We start from the raw sequence: 15,630 nt of genomic DNA, 5'->3' as shown, positions 1-15,630 counted from the left end.
CGCATCCTTCATAAGTTAATCTCCTTTGTACACTTTCTCCTCTACTAGTGTGACAAATAGCTATAACTCTCCCTCAAGAAACTTGATGAGGTACATTTCAGGCTGCGCGAGGAACTCTGTAAAGCTGCACAAATCCGCATACTCCTGGTGCTCCACGTCATAACAGCCTACCAAGCCTTTTTTCTTCGGATTCCATACTAGCTGCAGATCAGAGTAATTGTCGATATCGGCTGACAGACGCAACAGCTTTTGCCTGCCAACTTTCATCTCAATCGTATCAGTTAATGTAAAAAAATCGATATACCCGATTTTATATTCATTTTGCGCTAGCTCAAGGCGCAGCTTGTCTCCAGTAAGAAAGCTGACCAGTTCATCGGTCAGTTTATATTTTTTTAGCTCAAACTTTTTATTTTCCATATTATGAAGCTCTGCCGGCTCCAGCGATTTCAAATAGTCAGCCAAGATAGTATTCTTATTGCTGACTGCAATCGTATACGGGCGCTCGCCGTCCTTTTCCGCAAAAGTCACATCCGCACCGCGTTCAATTAAAAATTTGACCATGGCCAGATTACCCAAACGCGCGGCAACGGTCAACGGAGTCGCTTGATAAGGATAGACCATATCCGGTTTATTATAGTTGATGTCCACCCCATGATCGAGCAAATAGGTGAGTGTCTTATAGTCATGATCCGATACAGCTTGACGCAATACAGCACCGCCATGCAACTTTATATCTAATCCCAGCTCATGAATGAGCCGGATATTGTTTTTGTTGCCATAGTAGGCCTGTGAATAAGCGCCAGACCCGATTTGATTGAGCTTGTCCAGCTTGGCTCCTTGCGCTGCAATGTAGTGAATGATGTCTTCCTTGCAATAGCGAACTGCTCGCAAAAAGGCCGGATTATGATTGACATTCAGGTTGACGCCATGCGCTACCAGCAGCTTCACAACATCCATTTGCTGCAATATAAGCGCCAGATCAAGCGGACTTAACGTGGTATGCTTGCTAAGTATGATGCCAGCTTCAATATCCCAGCCTGCTGTAATTGCAGCTTGCAAAGCAGGAATATTTCCTTTGTAAATGTGCATCGCGATTTCCGGCAGATCCTCGAACTTTCCAATATCTTTTAGATTTATCATTCACTAATCGCTCCTACACCTAGTTCAACTGTTATTTTCTGAAATTGCTTCGCACCCTTTTGACAAGAGCCACTGCTTCATAACGGCAAACGCCTGTTGTACATCCTGTTCATAGAAAACAGCCACCTCTTGTTGGTAGGCATAATTCAATCGTACATAGCCACCTAGTTGCCGGTAGAACAGGAAGCATGCATATGGGGTCTCAATGGACAAATCCGGTGGAAAATCTGCTTGGCACATTCCGGCCAGATCGGGCAACGAAAGTCGGTTCTGCCCTTGTGGCAAACGTAAAAAGAGATGGCTCCGAGTGCCCGTCCACGGTTCATAATAGACAGCCTCCTCTTGACTAATTCCATACACCTGACGATATATTTCGTCCAGCACCAAGGCGTACATCCCTTCGTCTTCCTGCTCCCGTTCCTGCAGTGAAATCGCCTTAACGTGCTCCGCATGCCGAGGCAGCCAGAGAAGTAAAGCCGTCTGGGGATGCACGGCCAGAAAATCACCGTCCACTGTTGTGCCTATAACGTTACACTCACCGATCTGTTGCTCAGTAATGGGGCTGTCTTCGTCATGCTCCCATAACCCGTACTCAGCAAAGGGCTTAAGCACCTCCGTATCCGGCAGTTGGACATTCAACCACCCTCTGTAAGTCCCTTCGCCGAATCGCCGCAAAAACCGGAGGTAGCCCGGTGGATAAACAGCGCTGTCTTCCTTTGCAAGTGCTTGGTTTTGACCATCTGACAGCGGTTTTGGCCGAGATACAATGTACATGAATACTCCCCCCCCTATTTGGACTATTAAGTCTGCCGTTGTTGGCAGTCGGATTTACTTCATGGAAAATTCTTTTCAAAATTCATATGTCCCAAATTGTTTTTTGAGAGATTCTTCGTGCGGTATCCACTCCGAATCACTCCATAAAGACATTTTTACGTGTTCTGACAGCTTATCTACGGCTTGTACTGGACTCGTAATGCTAATGAAGTCGTCAAAATCCTCATTACGAATATCCAACGCTATCCGCAGGTAGTCATCATTAATACGCTCTTCTTTGAGATGTTCATATTCATCCCTCATCCACTGTTCACAAAAGATTTTTTCGGCCCTAATATCTCCATTCTCGAAAAACGACAACTCGAATAATTCCTCATTCATATATCCGGCGGTCATCACTGGCTCTTCGATAAGCCGGGACAATGTTTTGCCAACCTCCTTCACCGTACCCCATACAAAATAATCGTGCAGCACGCTGATCCAGTTTTCATTGCTTTTGCTTATGTACATGACGACTTTGATCTCTTGAGCCTCATTTGGCTTGCCTAATACTGTGGCATGCCCCTCGCTTAGCTCTTTTAATGCATCGACAGTCTTCTCAAGGTTTTTCGACTTAATATGCAAATTTGCAAATGATCTACCCACGAGATCGCCTCCTCTAATCGCTTTCTGACTCAGCCTGATTCTTGTTTATATCCAATAGATTGGCTCTATATATGTATCTTATTTCCATTATAGTGATCGCTTGTCCTGAGTCTACCTACTTTTCACCTGAATTTTGGAAATAAAGTTTGCAATGCTAGAGATATAGCCTTAATACTCTCCAACTTTCCACAAAAATATTTTTCACCGACACATATGGCATGGTTCTCCGCTTTGTCTGTAACGGCCAGCTTTTGAACAAAGACCATCCCGATAAAAGGATGGTCTTTGGGATCTCTAATTTATTTTAATTGCCTCAATATAAAGTTCGATTATCACTTCACTTCCGACAATAATTCCACCCGTTTCAAGCGGCGAGTTGAATTTCAAACCAAATTCATTACGATCAATACTGGCTGTTGAATGAAAGCCTATACGTTCACGGCCGCGAGGGTCTTTGTTTAATCCTTCAAAAACGGAATGAAAAGTGACAGGTTTGGTTACCCCATGCAGAGTTAGATTGCCCGTAAGTTCATACTGCCGTTCGCCAGCAAAGACGCAGTTGGTGCTTTGAAACACAATAGTTGGATACTTGTCAGCATGAAGAAAGTCGTCGCTCCTTAAATGCTCATCTCGTTGTGCTTGACGAGTTGTGATACTATTTGCTTCTATGGAAGCCTGAATACCCATCGTTGTTAACTCGTTGGGATCAAAACTTATAATCGCTTCGAAACGCTCAAATACTCCTTTAATTTTATTAATCATTAAATGCGTCACCGAAAACTCGACGGAGCTGTGGTCCGGATCCACTTCCCATTTGATATTACTCATGAATAAATTCCACCTCTATAATAAGATTATGAGAAAGGTCACCCTATCTCCAAAACACTGCGCTATTCGCATATACCTAATATACAAAAACGCTACTGACAACGTAATGTCAGTAGCGTTTTAGCATTTTTTTGGTTCGCAGATGTCGATCATCTGTAGTGTGATACTCCCTAATTTAAAATGGGCAGGCGGTTCCAGATCAAGTTTATTTAAGCTCCTGTAAGAGACTCTGTCCAAACTGCGGCATTTTCACATTAAAGTTATCTGCAACCGTTGCCCCAATATCCGAAAATGTCTTACTTACAGGTAGCTCACTTTGCTCAGTGAAACTCTTGTTGTAGATGAGTAAAGGTACATATTCACGGGTATGATCTGTACCCGCATGAATGGGATCATTGCCATGATCTGCTGTAATCATGAGAAGATCATCTTCACTCAGCTCAGCAAGAACTTCATTTAATCGATCATCAAATTGTTCTAGCGCTTTCCCATAACCGATCGGGTCTCTACGATGTCCATAAAGTGCATCAAAGTCAACAAGATTCAAAAAACTAAGTCCTGTAAAATCAATATGAATGGTCTCCATGAGTTTATCCATGCCATCCATGTTTGATACTGTGCGCAAAGACTTGGTGACACCTTCACCATCATATATATCTGAGATTTTGCCAATCGCTAATACATCGAACCCAGCATCCTTGAGCTCATTCATCACGGTTCTTCCATAAGGCTTCAAGGCATAATCATGACGGTTCGATGTTCTCTTGAATTTTCCAGACTCTCCGAGGAATGGCCTGGCGATCACTCTGCCTAACATGTATTCCTCACGTAGCGTAATCTCTCTGGCTATCTCACAGATTTGATAAAGATCTTCCAAAGGAACAACTTCTTCATGAGCGGCAATCTGAATTACTGAATCTGCTGAAGTATAGACAATGAGTGCACCAGTGTTCATATGCTCTTGCCCAAGTTCATCCAGAATAGCTGTACCACTAGCTGGTTTATTGCCAATAACCTTTCGTCCCGTTTTTTGTTCTAATTCGTTAATTAATTCATTTGGAAATCCTTCAGGGAACACTTTAAAAGGAACATCGATTTTTATGCCCATAATCTCCCAGTGCCCAGTCATCGTATCCTTCCCGTTCGAAGCCTCCTGCATTTTGGTGAAATAAGCTAAAGGCTGCTCTACTTTGGGTACTCCGGGTATTTGGTCAATATGGCTTAACCCTAACTTAGATAAAACAGGAACATGCAGCCCATTCATTTTTTCTGCAATATGCCGTAATGTATGTGATCCTGTATCCCCAAACTTTTCAGCATCCGGAGCTTCACCGATACCTACAGAATCCATAACGATGACGAAATCCGCTTAAACCGAGGTGTTTTCTTCATGTTAATGCTCCTTCTATTTTAGCTGTACTCAACTAAAATATGATTCCGATAACGATGGCTGATAAAACGCTTACAAGTGTCGCGCCATATAACAACTTTAATCCAAATCGAGCAACCACATTCCCTTGTTTTTCATTCAAGCCTTTTACGGCACCCACGATTGTACCAATGGACCCAAAGTTAGCAAATGAGATTAGAAATACAGAGACGATGGCTGTCGTACGATCACTAAAGCTGTCTTGAATTTTCACAAAATCAAGCATAGCCACAAATTCATTCGCCACTAATTTGGTCGCCATGATACTGCCTGCACTAACAGCCTCAGACCATGGCACACCCATAACAAATGCGATTGGTGCAAAGACATAACCTAATGCTTCTTGGAACGAGATACCGAATATTCCAGCGAAGACGCCGTTAATTAGAGCAATTAACCCAACGAAACCAACCAACATAACCCCAACCACGACGGCTACCTTAAAGCCATCCATGATATACTCGCCCAGCATTTCGAAAAACGTTTGTTTTTCTTGTTCCTGAACTTCAACGATATCCTCTTCAGGTTTAACCTCATATGGGTTGATGATGGATGCAATAATAAAGCCGCCAAATAGGTTTAGTATTAATGCAGCTACAACATATCTAGGCTCCAGCATCGTCATATAAGAACCAACGATTGACATGGATACCGTCGACATTGCTGATGCACATAATGTGTACAGACGCTGCTTAGACAATAATCCGAGTTGGTTTTTCACGGAAATAAACACTTCATTTTGTCCGACAATGGCAGCCGCAACCGCATTATAGGATTCCAATTTTCCCATACCATTTATTTTACTTAGGACCAGACCAATATACTTTATAATAAACGGCAGTATTTTATAATGTTGCAGAATCCCGATAATTGCTGACATAAATACGATAGGCATCAATACAAAGAGGAAAAACGTGTGTGCCCCTTCGTTTGCCATTCCACCAAAAATAAAGTTAATCCCTTCATTTGCATATCCCAGTAGTTTATCAAAACTATTGGCAAAGCCCTTAATTAATAATTCCCCTATACTCGTTTTTAGTAGAAGTATTCCTAAAACAATCTGAACCACAATCATGACAATAATTGGGCGATATTTAATTTTTTTCTTATCATTACTTGCAAGCCATGCCAGTATTAGAACAAGAATTAGACCAGCAACAGAGATGAGATAATGCATCTTTACCCCTCCAAATTTTTGTTTATTGTCTTACCTTACTCCGCTGTTTTTCCCTCCACATGAATCCCTGTTCCAAAATAATCGCTAACAGGCTTCCGCATATTAACCCGTTATTTAAAATGGCGATCACGATCGGAGATAAATGGATTGTGGCTGATGAAGGGATAAACATTAAGCCCACACCCACTAGCAGGGAAACTCCACTAACAATAAAAGGTCGCTCTTCATGAATGACCTTTCGCAATTCCCTCAACGATATTCCAACCATCTTCACAAAAATAACGAATGTAACAGCATAGCCAATCGGAGCTGGAATGCCGGATATGACATTCATAATTGGCGGAAACAAGGATATAACAATTACTAAGCTGCACCCTATTAAAAACGGCCTACGCTCTCTCATACCTGTCTGTTCAACATATCCCGCTGCTCCCGAAATAGGCACCGAGCCAATCGCCCCTAAAGAGCCGCCAATAAAATGTGTAATTCCGGATATAATTCCAGCACGCCAATAACGGCGATGATCCGTGGATTGCTTTTGCTCTATCACGGTTTCCATCAACCGGATGGATGCAATCGCATTGGTTATTAACAGCAGTGTTAATAACAACGCTGTAGTGATGGTCCCACCGTCAAATCGCGGCCATCCAAATGGCAACATTTCGGGTAGATTAACTAGGTTTTCAGCTTGTGAAAAAACCGGCATATGACCAAAAACTATAAATAATAGCCAACCTAACAATATACTAATGATCACCGAAAATTGTCGAAGTAACGCAATGCGGCAGCTCCCTAACCAAAAGGTAATGCAAACCACAATCACACTAAGCAAAAACACTTTAACATCTAACGTCGTATGGCTAGATGTAACTCCCATCATCCCTTTCATAAAAGAACCGCTTAATTGAAAGATCAATAACAGTAAATATATAAAAGTGATGGTTGGTGTAAATAATCGGGCTATTTTATCCATTAGCTTAAAGGCTGAAATGAGGATAAATAAGACACCGCTAATGATCATTCCTCCACTTAAAGCTTGCAGAGCATCAATGTTAGAAGAATATAATACCCCCACTAAACTCGCGTAAATGGTAAAAATGCTCCACCATAACCCTGCCGGACCTTCATGAATAGGAAGTTTATGACCAATCAGGCCTTGTAAAAAGCCCGCTATCCCCAAAGTAATAATGGTACTCTGGATGAGTCCAGCAGTCTCAATGGGTGTTAAGTTATATAAATCTGCGATAGCAATTGGTGCAGCAATTGCGCCTGCGATCATAAAAATCATCCACTGCAATCCGGACAGAATTACTCTCATTTCTTTCTCACTCTCTTTTCCTAACCCTTAAACCTATAAACTAGTGTCATCAATGATTGTATTAAGAGCTATTTCTACCATTTCATAAAAGGACTGTTCACTTTCTTGATGAGTTAAGTGCTCCTGCGTTAATAATTGACTGCCCACGGTCAAAATGGACAGTGCTTTTACCCCATATTTAGAAGCCAAAGTATAGAGCGATGTGCTTTCCATTTCTACTGCTAATACGCCAAAGTCCATAAATTTGTGAAGTCGATCCAACGTTTCACGATAAAATTCATCCGAATTATAAATGTTGCCAACAAAGACTTTCGCTTGCTTACCTTGTGTGTGTTGATATGCTTTCATTAACAATGAGAAATCAGCCGTAGGCGCATAGTTGCAACCATGGAAAATCTTCTCAGTAAGATTGCTATCTGAAGACACGGCTTGGGCTAATACAATATCACGGATATTTACTTCTTTTTGCATCGCTCCACATGTGCCAATGCGAATCAATTTCTTCACTTCGTAATCGATGATCAGTTCCGTTGCATATATGCTCATCGATGGGTTACCCATCCCTGTCCCCTGAACCGACACCGGCACACCTTTGTATAACCCCGTGTATCCATACATACCTCTTACTTCGTTATAGCAATAGGCTTCCTCTAGAAAATTCTCTGCTACAAATTTTGCTCGCAAAGGATCTCCTGGAAGCAAAACACGTTCTGCTATTTCTCCTTTTTTTGCACCTAAATGCCTGCTCATATGGTTTCCTCCAATAATCTGAATACTGCACTCAGATTTTCCGAAATCGCTTCCATTTACCGACGGGAAAATAGATGCTTTAGTATTTTCTAAACGAATTTCCTTAAGGAAGGTCAGCCTTAATCGTTTAGAACCTGCTTTGAGCATAAGGTTTTTTATCATCGCAAACTAGACCAAAATCTTACGTAGGGTACGGAAAATAATTGGTCAAATTATAAAAGTAATTCTTTACGAATATTGTCCAGATCTCTTTTAGATGGAATCGTAGAGATAGTAACAACAGGTACTGTCTTTAATGAAACCGGGAAATTACTAATGACAAAATCGATTTGATGCTGCTGCACCATTTCGTCTGTTAGTCCTTTCATAATGGAAGTATTAACGATCAACTGATCCCCAATTTCCTTTTTAATCAAATCCGCTATGTAATGGCGAATCGAAAATTCTTCACCAATCACTAAGAAGGCCTTTTTTCTTTTATAACGTAAGCTTGAACGAACAATTAAGGTTAGTTTTGTTAAATGAAAATCATTATACAAGACAGAAGGATAAGCTTCATTCCACGTTTTCATGCAGTCTTGCAATTGTTGATATATCTGCTGGCACTCTTTTTGAACATATGTCGATAAATTGCTTTTTGAAATCATCATCCATTCAGGAATGGCATTATCCATCAGAAGCTTATCAATGAAGTCATATACCTCCAATGTAAATCGTTCTTCCATATCCATATTCGGATATACCTTTGCCAGTAATGTAAAAAGCGAATTACCCATTTGATACTCTTCTTTATCCTTGTATAATTCGAATTCTTTCATCGGTGTCATTTCCGATCCTTCGTAATAATGGTATTGGCTGAGTCTCACTCGTGATTGCATAAAGGATATTTCACTTTCAGGAAATTCTATAGAAAGCTGTTCTTCTAGACTCTTCGCAAGAGCTTTCACCGGCAAATAAAACATCCCTTTTTCCCAGGGATATCTGACCTCGTCGACTTTTACACATTTCCCTCTCGTAACTCTATCGACTACAATCGCCAGCAAAAAGGATAATTTCCTTTTGGAATTGATAAAATAAACTATATTTTTCTCATTCTCTATATTTGTGATTAACTCATTAATATAAGCAAATTCAATATTCGCAAAGGGCCATCCTGTAAAGTCATAGGCATCACAATATAACTTCCAATAAAAATACCGTATATTCATTTCATTCCCTTTGATCTTAGGGCTGGAATAAGTAATGTGCAGCTTATACGGTTTCAGATCATTATTATTTAAATTTACAATTAACTTCTTCAAAGACGAGGTGCTCATAAACATTTCACCAGCAAGCTCCTCCACCGAGAATCGTCCGTCAGTGGTAAACAATAGATTCATCAGCCGATAAAAGGTGGTTTGTCTGAGCATAAAAGAAACCACCTCACTAATCGTCTTCCCTCGTCCATCACGTCGAAGAAATATTCCCTTTCCTCTAGTCACCTCAAAGGTGATATCGGGTGGCAGTTGCTTGCTTATCTCTTCAACCATCTTACGTATGGTTTTATCTGAGATTCCTAGACTTTTCTCAACTTCGGCTAAGGTAAACCACCTTTGTTCCGTATCAAGCAGTGTTAATAGTTGGCTAGCTAATTTATATTCCTTATCCATTTTCCCACCCTATTTCAATTTAATTTGAATGTTATAGGATAAACAAGGACAATTCCTCTTGCCCTTTTTGTCGTTCTTTTCCCGAAATTCCAACAAGCCCCTCTAACGAAAAATCGATTCTCCCAGAAGGAAGAATCGGCTTTTTGATCTGATTGAATATTATCTATGTTAAGTCTCACCCTAACCCAATTGTGCTATGCAGTATCAAATAAGAAATTTGTTCAGAATTATTCGCCCTACTTATGATACGATTCAGCTTAACGGGTCTAACAGCGAAAAATGCTAAATCAGCTACCACGGCATGTCCTTTGTTGATGTTCTTATGGGTTTTTAATTTCATGATCTGCACGACAGGCTGACAATTCGGTGCCGACACACTCGAAAAGTCAGCCTTTTTATTGATCTACCTTGTTGAATTAACTGGCACGTTATCATAACCCCCAAATTGCATCTCGTCAAGAGATAATGTGAGAATGAGCGACATAGCGGGGATCCCCCCTTATGCTTTCTAAATAGGAATGAATTTCCGAGTATGCAGGGCGATATCGCTTTTTCCAATTCATCTGCTGTCACGTAAAATATTCTTCAGATCGATTTGGAATAAGGAAAGGAGATCTGCATGAACAGCGTGGACAAAATCAGATTTTTGCTCTTTTACGGCGAAGCGCCCGAGGCAACTTGTTACGGGTATATGGAGCTGAATCGGGATGGCAATATGATCGCGCTCTACAATAGTTGTGGCGAGGAAATCGACATGTTTGGCGGACATGAATTTGTCAGGGTACGGGCGCTTGGCAAATTCGATGATGAAGACCGCGATAATTTTTACTCCTTATTAGAAAGTGATGGTGTAGGATAACCTGCACGACAGTCAGGTGAAGATTTGGTGTCAAGTCACTACGTGGAACGCAATGAATATTCTCTGGAGGTAGAAGATGAACAAACGGGTTCAAGAGGCAAGGGGAATGAAGAGAGGGCCGATGTTAGCCGCGTTACTCATAGGTGCATTTGTTGCGTTTCTTAGCGAAAATTTACTTGTTAATGCATTTCCTGGATTGATACGGGAATTCAACGTTGCTGCTTCGACCATTCAATGGTTATCTACGGCTTATATGCTCGCGATCGGCGTACTGGTGCCGGTGACCGCATTGCTGCAGCAATGGTTCACGACTCGCCAGATGTTTATGTCTGCGATGGCCTTATTTTTAGCCGGTACCTGCTTGTGTGCAGTATCCCCTGGATTCGAAATCTTGCTGATGGGCAGGGTTGTTCAGGCTTGCGGGACAGGATTATTGATACCATTGATGATGAATACGATTCTCGCCCTTTATCCTCTAGAGCGCCGGGGTGCGGCCATGGGTCTCATGGGGCTGGTCATTATGGTCGCCCCTGTCATCGGGCCAGCTTTGTCAGGTCTGGTCATCGATACCTTACACTGGCGATGGCTATTCTATATGGTGATTCCTGTCGCATTGTTTTCGATTATTTATGCGTTCATGTACTTAAAGAATGTGACAGAACTAACCAAGCCAAGGGTCGATCTTTTATCCATTGCGATGTCAACCATCGGTTTCGGTAGCGTCATCTACGGCGTCAGCCGGGTAAATGTCTGGACTGAGCCTGAGGGTTACATTTTGATTGCCATAGGCAGCCTCTTCTTGCTCTTGCTTGTATGGCGGCAGTTCAAGATCAAAGAGCCTTTGATTGATCTTTCCGTATTCCGGCATCCCACTTTTTCTTTGGTTGCGGCATTGGTAATCATCCTGATGATGGTTCTATTCGCCACCACGACATTGCTGCCGATCTATATGCAGGATGTGATGCAGTTGACAGCATTCGCGACAGGTTTACTTCTGATGCCAGGCTGCATTTTAAACGCAATGATGATGCCTGTGACGGGAAAATTATTCGATAAATTCGGGCCGAGATTCGTCATAATGCCCGGACTGGTCATGATCGCCCTATCGCTGTGGCTGTTTGCCGGTATCGATAGCGATACAACCCGAGTCTCCGTTCTGTTCAATCATGTCCTCTTATTCTTAGGCATATCGTTTGTCGTCATGCCGGCTCAGACAACGGGATTGAATCAACTTCCGCGTCATCTAGTAGCCCATGGCACAGCCATATACAATACGCTCCAACAGATTGCCGGGGGAATGGGCATCGCTTTGTTCGTTGGCGTCATGTCATCCGGAGCCAATCGTTATCTTCATCATTCGCTCGATCCCACTTCAATGCATGAGAAATCACAGAGTATCCTTACCGGTCTACAAACGGTTTTTTGGATTGAATTTATTCTTTCCATACTTGTTTTGGTGCTGGGTTGGTTTATAAAAAAGCCGATTACCAACCTTTAAATACCCGATTCAATGTACATCATTATCTAGCCAACGTAACATGCACAGAAGGCCACCGAAGTAATCGGTGGCCTGTTGTCGATGATTCAACTATCGTTCCTCGTTAGAATTCCTGTGGAACGTAAAATTTGGAGTTTGAATAAAAAAGAGCGCCTCTGTACGATGTGAGTACGAAACGGGTCTACAGCCCTTAAAATCCCACATCAGGAGGTCACTCTACTATGAAGTTTAAAGCTCAAGATAAGCAAAATCAACTCATTGAAAACATGACCGTTAATCACCTTGTTGTCGGTGTAGATACCGCTCAAGAAAACCACGTTGCTAGAGCTGTTAATTTTCGCGGAATTACTTTAGATAATCCATTGAAATTTTTCCTGACTCCCAAAAACCGGTGCCCTTATTTATGATACGGTTCACCGTATCATCTACAGAGCGAAATCAAAGGCACCCGATCGGGTGCCTTCCATAGTTGAAACACAGAGGTGGAATGATAAACATGACGAACTATAATTCCCCGTTTCATTCTGTCCAAATGGAGTCACTCTCCTTCGCCGCTCGAGAGAATACCTTTATTAGGGAGTTCCCCATATTCAATCCAGTATTTATATCTCTGATCTAAAAACTCTTTTCTTGCTTCTGATGTATATCTCATGTTTACTATTGCTTCTCTGAACCCTTTAGCCAAAACAAGTTCTTTTGCACAATCGGCACGATATCTAAAAGTAGGAGGAATATTCTTGATCCAGTACTCTTTATTTCGGACCTGGCTCGATGTAAATTCATAATAATCTCTAATTGGCCGAAGTCTATCAAAAGATATAATATCAATATTATCTTTTCTAACCGCTGCTCTTTTCCCTCTCAAGAGTTCATTAGTCTCGTACTCACCCCTTCTTCCATAAACCAAAAGAAACTGTGGCTTAAAATCTTTTTCTCTCAAAGATTGAGGAATATTAAAAAAGTCAAAAAACAATAGCTGATTTACTGGCTTATTAAGTATTGTCTGCCATTCATATATCTGACCGATAGCTTGCGAAAATGCAGCACTCATATCCCCACCTTTTGTGTACATAACTTTGGCTGGCTTTTCGATTTCAATAAAAACAGGTGTAAACGTAAGACTGTCATTTGCTAACCAAAGAAAATCTGGAAACCTCCTAAACGGGGCCCCAATTTGTGGTTGCGAAATTAAGGTGTGCATATATGGATAATGACCAGATTGTCCAAAGAGTTCTAGTGCTCCGGGTACAAATGCCGGGTTTTCTTCAAAAAATAATTGAAAAGCTTCCTCGCTATCACTAGATGATTTAAGCAACTCATAATATTCTTGCAAAGAAACTTTTTCATATTCTTCCCAAGAAATTTCTTTTGGAGCATCTTTTATGATCTCATATTTTTTTGAAAATACCACTCTGAACACCGCCCAGTTCACTTTTTTGTGTAGCTATTTTAAAAATGGAAACCTCTGATCTTCTACAGTTTTACGAATTTCCTCTATTTATTTCGTTCGGTAGGCACCGTAACTCGTCATAAACATATAATAATATTGCAAATAATCTGACATTCCCGTAACTAGTGGTTTCTTTTGGATCTAAACAAATCACGTGGCTAGATTAAAAACGACATTATTATAGTTAGTTACCACTTTGAGGATTGAGCTATTTTTCGTATAGAAGAATCTTGACCCAAAACAGCTAGATTTTGTAAAGTCATTTTTGCTTGTTTTTGAGATTATTTAGTCCTATAAATTGCTCCAGTGATTTTGGAAATATGTCTTCACCAAAATCAGACTTTCTTTTTAATGCATTCCAAATCCCTGAGCTATTTTTATCATTGGATTCATACCCGATGGCAGATTCTAATTTAGGAATATTAAAGTGTAAATTATTTAAAGAAGCCTCATTAATTAGTCTCCAATTCGTAGTTATCATGCCTCGTTTCGTTTGATCACTCAGGGACTCACCTTTTGCATTAAATGCCTTAAATACTGATACTTGCTCCTTATACACTTTACTTTCTTTAAGCTCATCAATGGAGTCAAACATTAATGTTGAAACGAAGTCATCCTCAAAATCAAAATCATTAATGCAAAAGAAATCTATCCCAAGGTGCTTGCATAGTCTAATCAAAATCGTTGCTGTTATCTTGCCATGGTGTGGAACTATTGATATGTTATTAAAATTCAAATATGTTTCAGCGTACTTTTCATCCTCCGTAATTTCGAGTACCTTTTTCTTTATTATTTCTTTATAGGTCATCAAATCATTTGGACCTTCTACAAGTATGACTCTTTGGCTAAATATGATTTTATTAAGGTTCGGTTCAATTAATTTTATATAATTATTGTAATCTTTAATTTCAGAAAGCAGCTCTCTATCTTCGTCTAATTCGGAAAGTTCCTTATCCGGTTTATTGTATTTTAGAACTGTCTGCTTACTGGTATCATCAAATTCAAAGCGAATCAGTCCTCTAGTATCGAATATATCTAGCATCTTTTCAGAATGAGTCGTATATATTACCTGATGACCATTCTCAGCTAGGCCGCAAAGAACTGTTTTATAAAAATACTCTTGATGATTTTCATGTAAAAAGCTTTCGGGTTCTTCAAACAAAAAAAGGCATTTATCTCTTTGGTTACTCTCCGCAATTGCTTGAATAACCGCCATAACAAACATAGAAATGTATCCGTCCCCAAAGTGATCAATTGGAATAAGATTTTCCATATCCCCATTTAGACCTATTTTAAATATCATCTCTAAGAAGATATCTTCATACTCTGGTAATCCGAATTCAATATGACACTTATTTTGCCGTAAATTGTTTGAATAATTAGTTTGTATTTTATCTAGGAATTCGTTTAGTTTTGAATCTTCAAGAACACTTTCAGTTGAACGCTCTATGTCCTTTTTAAAGGCTTCTCTTTTCCCTAGCATAATCTCATCATTGTCAACTATACTCTTTATATGTTTAGCCAAAAATGAAGATAGGTTTCCCCAACCCGTCTTTTTGGTCGCTAGTTCCTTTTTCACCTCATGAAAATTCACATAAAATATTTTAAAATATTTAGAAGCGCCGGATGCATCACGGTTTCGGTCTGTTTTACTCAGATTTTTATAGGATGAAATTTTAGCACTTTCTATTTCAATACCATCTAGTTTTATCTCCAAAAAATGATACCCTGAAAGTTCTGCTGGATTTCCATCTACTTTTACTTCAATACTACTTTTAATTTCGGTAGAAATTTGGGGCACATTTTCGTAATTCCGGTTATGAAAATCATTAATAGTAAAGGTATCCTTCGTTATATATTTTTCAGTAATTCCATATAAAATTGCATTTAGAAAATTAGTCTTTCCTGAGTTGTTATACCCAACTATAGCAACCGGCTTTTTATAATTTTCGTCTGGAAAACTAACATTTACTTCTTCTTTAAAGGACCTGTAATTCTTAACGCCTATTCTTTTAATGCGAATATAGCTCACATTTCCACACTCCTTTAGTTTGTTCATTAAATTTCATCAAGCACTCATATTCAAGAAATATGACGGATGTGTTCAGATGTG

The 15,630-nt window shown here is 40.2% G+C and carries 13 protein-coding genes and 1 pseudogene; 3 read left to right on the top strand and 11 right to left on the bottom strand.

The genetic code is table 11. The features are described 5' to 3' along the window. Positions 1-60: 60 nt before the first annotated feature. From ACIFSR_RS07530 to ACIFSR_RS07490, 9 genes are all read right to left on the bottom strand, one after another. On the bottom strand, positions 61-1,140 hold the full coding sequence (locus tag ACIFSR_RS07530; RefSeq protein ID WP_430056331.1) for an ankyrin repeat domain-containing protein: 1,080 nt from the start codon (positions 1,138-1,140) through the stop codon (positions 61-63). A 24-nt stretch (positions 1,141-1,164) separates the two neighbouring features. Beyond that, the gene (locus ACIFSR_RS07525) at positions 1,165-1,914 is read right to left on the bottom strand and encodes a hypothetical protein (RefSeq protein ID WP_430056328.1); all 750 of its coding nucleotides are present in this window, start codon (positions 1,912-1,914) and stop codon (positions 1,165-1,167) included. Between the two features lie 75 nt (positions 1,915-1,989). Next, positions 1,990-2,559 (bottom strand): hypothetical protein, encoded by a 570-nt coding sequence (locus tag ACIFSR_RS07520; RefSeq protein WP_430056325.1) that lies wholly within the window; start codon positions 2,557-2,559, stop codon positions 1,990-1,992. Between the two features lie 294 nt (positions 2,560-2,853). Then, positions 2,854-3,387 carry a YceI family protein gene (locus tag ACIFSR_RS07515; RefSeq protein ID WP_430056323.1) on the bottom strand — a complete coding sequence of 178 codons (534 nt, stop codon included), beginning with the start codon at positions 3,385-3,387 and terminating at the stop codon, positions 2,854-2,856. A 205-nt stretch (positions 3,388-3,592) separates the two neighbouring features. After that, a complete protein-coding gene (deoB, locus tag ACIFSR_RS07510) occupies positions 3,593-4,738 on the bottom strand; it encodes a phosphopentomutase (RefSeq protein WP_430056321.1) in 1,146 nt (381 codons plus the stop codon). A gap of 73 nt (positions 4,739-4,811) precedes the next feature. Continuing rightward, positions 4,812-5,993 (bottom strand): NupC/NupG family nucleoside CNT transporter, encoded by a 1,182-nt coding sequence (locus tag ACIFSR_RS07505; protein WP_430056319.1) that lies wholly within the window; start codon positions 5,991-5,993, stop codon positions 4,812-4,814. A 22-nt stretch (positions 5,994-6,015) separates the two neighbouring features. Beyond that, on the bottom strand, positions 6,016-7,311 hold the full coding sequence (locus ACIFSR_RS07500) for a purine/pyrimidine permease (RefSeq protein ID WP_430056316.1): 1,296 nt from the start codon (positions 7,309-7,311) through the stop codon (positions 6,016-6,018). Between the two features lie 33 nt (positions 7,312-7,344). Next, positions 7,345-8,061 carry a purine-nucleoside phosphorylase gene (gene deoD / locus ACIFSR_RS07495; RefSeq protein ID WP_430057054.1) on the bottom strand — a complete coding sequence of 239 codons (717 nt, stop codon included), beginning with the start codon at positions 8,059-8,061 and terminating at the stop codon, positions 7,345-7,347. A 212-nt stretch (positions 8,062-8,273) separates the two neighbouring features. Continuing rightward, on the bottom strand, positions 8,274-9,710 hold the full coding sequence (locus tag ACIFSR_RS07490; protein WP_430056313.1) for a helix-turn-helix domain-containing protein: 1,437 nt from the start codon (positions 9,708-9,710) through the stop codon (positions 8,274-8,276). A gap of 619 nt (positions 9,711-10,329) precedes the next feature. On the opposite strand from ACIFSR_RS07490, the gene ACIFSR_RS07485 reads away from it, so the two are divergent. From ACIFSR_RS07485 to ACIFSR_RS07475, 3 genes and pseudogenes are all read left to right on the top strand, one after another. Continuing rightward, entirely contained in the window at positions 10,330-10,569 is a 240-nt protein-coding gene (locus ACIFSR_RS07485) for a hypothetical protein (RefSeq protein WP_188535161.1), read from the top strand. A gap of 76 nt (positions 10,570-10,645) precedes the next feature. Next, positions 10,646-12,067: an MDR family MFS transporter gene (locus ACIFSR_RS07480; RefSeq protein WP_430056310.1), complete on the top strand. Its 1,422-nt coding sequence runs from the start codon at positions 10,646-10,648 to the stop codon at positions 12,065-12,067. A 221-nt stretch (positions 12,068-12,288) separates the two neighbouring features. Then, positions 12,289-12,438 (top strand): annotated as a pseudogene (locus tag ACIFSR_RS07475) (IS110 family transposase); the annotation flags it as partial. Between the two features lie 167 nt (positions 12,439-12,605). On the opposite strand, the gene ACIFSR_RS07470 reads toward ACIFSR_RS07475, so the two are convergent. Next, positions 12,606-13,478: a Shedu anti-phage system protein SduA domain-containing protein gene (locus tag ACIFSR_RS07470; protein ID WP_430056307.1), complete on the bottom strand. Its 873-nt coding sequence runs from the start codon at positions 13,476-13,478 to the stop codon at positions 12,606-12,608. A 298-nt stretch (positions 13,479-13,776) separates the two neighbouring features. Beyond that, on the bottom strand, positions 13,777-15,549 hold the full coding sequence (locus tag ACIFSR_RS07465; protein WP_430056304.1) for an ATP-dependent nuclease: 1,773 nt from the start codon (positions 15,547-15,549) through the stop codon (positions 13,777-13,779). Between the last annotated feature and the right edge of the window lie 81 nt (positions 15,550-15,630).

Origin of the sequence: Paenibacillus sp. NRS-1760, assembly GCF_050467785.1 — a bacterium.
Taxonomy (GTDB): domain Bacteria; phylum Bacillota; class Bacilli; order Paenibacillales; family Paenibacillaceae; genus Pristimantibacillus.
This window is presented reverse-complemented; position numbering and strand designations above follow the sequence as displayed.

Excerpts from the sequence above, each read along its gene's own strand:
- ACIFSR_RS07490 (WP_430056313.1), bottom strand. The coding sequence starts at position 9,710 with ATGGATAAGGAATATAAATTAGCTAGCCAACTATTAACACTGCTTGAT.
- ACIFSR_RS07480 (WP_430056310.1), top strand. The coding sequence starts at position 10,646 with ATGAACAAACGGGTTCAAGAGGCAAGGGGAATGAAGAGAGGGCCGATG.
- deoD (WP_430057054.1), bottom strand. The coding sequence starts at position 8,061 with ATGAGCAGGCATTTAGGTGCAAAAAAAGGAGAAATAGCAGAACGTGTT.
- ACIFSR_RS07530 (WP_430056331.1), bottom strand. The coding sequence starts at position 1,140 with ATGATAAATCTAAAAGATATTGGAAAGTTCGAGGATCTGCCGGAAATC.
- ACIFSR_RS07505 (WP_430056319.1), bottom strand. The coding sequence starts at position 5,993 with ATGCATTATCTCATCTCTGTTGCTGGTCTAATTCTTGTTCTAATACTG.
- ACIFSR_RS07485 (WP_188535161.1), top strand. The coding sequence starts at position 10,330 with ATGAACAGCGTGGACAAAATCAGATTTTTGCTCTTTTACGGCGAAGCG.
- ACIFSR_RS07525 (WP_430056328.1), bottom strand. The coding sequence starts at position 1,914 with ATGTACATTGTATCTCGGCCAAAACCGCTGTCAGATGGTCAAAACCAA.
- ACIFSR_RS07515 (WP_430056323.1), bottom strand. The coding sequence starts at position 3,387 with ATGAGTAATATCAAATGGGAAGTGGATCCGGACCACAGCTCCGTCGAG.
- deoB (WP_430056321.1), bottom strand. The coding sequence starts at position 4,738 with ATGGATTCTGTAGGTATCGGTGAAGCTCCGGATGCTGAAAAGTTTGGG.
- ACIFSR_RS07500 (WP_430056316.1), bottom strand. The coding sequence starts at position 7,311 with ATGAGAGTAATTCTGTCCGGATTGCAGTGGATGATTTTTATGATCGCA.